Raw genomic sequence first — 1,672 nt, forward strand, 5'->3', positions numbered from 1 at the left:
AGCCTCGATCCACCGATGAGCCGTAGTTGCGCCGGGGCGGCATGATCGGTGCGCGGTGACGTGTCGAGGGCAGGGTTGAGTTCCGGGCGTCGCATCCCGGTCGTCCACGTGGTCCTCGGTCGTGCCGCGTTGCGGCGATGGTCAGGTGGTTACCGTTGGCGGTGGTGCGTGCGTGATCTTGAAGAGTTGTGTGAACGCGTGCTCCCAGGGCCAGGCCTCGGGCAGGTGGAGCGTGATCCGGCGCGCGGAGCGTGCCAGCCGTGCGGGGACGTTGATCAGGGTGCGGCGGATCGTCGCGGTCGTTGCTCTCGCGAGCCGTCCCACCCGGTCGGCGATGACCCCAGCGGTCCGGGTGAGGTTGAACGCGATCACGGCGAGCACCAGCCAGGCGCTGTTCGCGGTGAACACCCCGGAGGGCAGGTGCGCGAGCGGCCCCGCTTTGAGGTCGGCGTGGACTTGCTCGATGATCGCGTGACCGCGGTGCGTCTTGTCCGCGGCCACCGTGTCCATCACGTCCTTCGCTGTGGTGGTGAAGAACGCGTGATGCCGCCAGACGTCGAACAGCGTCGGCTGCTGCACCTGTCGCGGGTTCAGGTCGGGGACCCGGCGCACCACCAACCGTCCTGCGACCTGTTCGGCCTTCTTCCTCGATCGGAACGCAGTGAACGGGACCTCGGCGACTTCGGCTTTGGAGATCAGCTGCCCGGTGGTCTCGTCACGGATCGAGTCGGTGTACTCGATCATCGTCCACGCGTCATCGGGGATGGTCGCGATCGCGGCCTTCACTGCGGGGTCCATCCTGACGGTCACCGACACGTCGGCGCCGGCTGTGATCGCGGTGCCGACGGTCGCGTGTCCGTAGAACGCGGAGTCCGCCCGCAGCAGCGGCCGAGTCCCTGCGGCGACACCGGTGCGGCGCAGGGTCGCCAGAGCATCGCCGACGATCCGTGCGGCCCCCTTCGGGGACCCGGTCTTCCCTTGCCGCAGCCGCTGCCCGAGGATTACCGGCGCCGACGAGGTGGTCGATGCCGTGGCGAGGAGGGCGTTCAGGCCGCGGACGCCGGAGTATCCGAAACCGGCGCCCTGCTTCTGGTATCCGTGGACCTCGATGATCGTGTCGTCAAGATCGACCATCACCCGCTCGCCATCGCCTGCTCGGAGCAGCGGCGCGTTGACAGCGAGATTCGCGAACACCCGGGAGGCGACGGCGTCGAGCTGGCGGACGTGTCCGAACCGGAACTCCCGCAGGAACGACCCGAGCGTCGACGGCGCATACGTCCGGTCGAACAACCGGCCAATTCCGCCATGGCGGAGCAGGTTCATGTCGTCGATCGAGTCCGCCCCGGCGAGCATGCCCGCGACCAGTGCCATCACCTTCGCACCCGCGTTGGCGCCCTTGTCCGCCGGGACGCTCAACCGCTCACGCGCGAGCTCGTCCAGCCCCGCGGAACGCGCCAGACGGAGCATCGGCACCAGCCCCGCGGCCGACACGAGATTCGGATCGTCGAACACCGCGGACACCCCAGCAGGAGCGTGCTTGAATTGCATCTACGAGATGCCTCTCGGATCGGGTGAATAGGGGCCTTAGACAAGCTCTATTCTTCCTGATCAGAGGGGCATTTCTACGTCACGACGCTCGCTCAGCGCCCCCGCCCATCGGTGGATCGAGGCT

Annotated in this window: 1 protein-coding gene; it reads right to left on the bottom strand. The window is 67.9% G+C overall.

Annotated features, from left to right (window positions below; translation table 11 throughout):
* Positions 1 to 141 precede the first annotated feature (141 nt).
* The gene (locus ACGG9C_RS16960) at positions 142 to 1,548 is read right to left on the bottom strand and encodes an IS1380 family transposase (RefSeq protein ID WP_194383877.1); all 1,407 of its coding nucleotides are present in this window, start codon (positions 1,546 to 1,548) and stop codon (positions 142 to 144) included.
* Positions 1,549 to 1,672 lie beyond the last annotated feature (124 nt).

It is taken from the genome of Microbacterium sp. MTN4-26 (assembly GCF_042846595.1).
Lineage (GTDB): Bacteria > Actinomycetota > Actinomycetes > Actinomycetales > Microbacteriaceae > Microbacterium > Microbacterium luteum.

Excerpts from the sequence above, each read along its gene's own strand:
- ACGG9C_RS16960 (WP_194383877.1), bottom strand. The coding sequence starts at position 1,548 with ATGCAATTCAAGCACGCTCCTGCTGGGGTGTCCGCGGTGTTCGACGAT.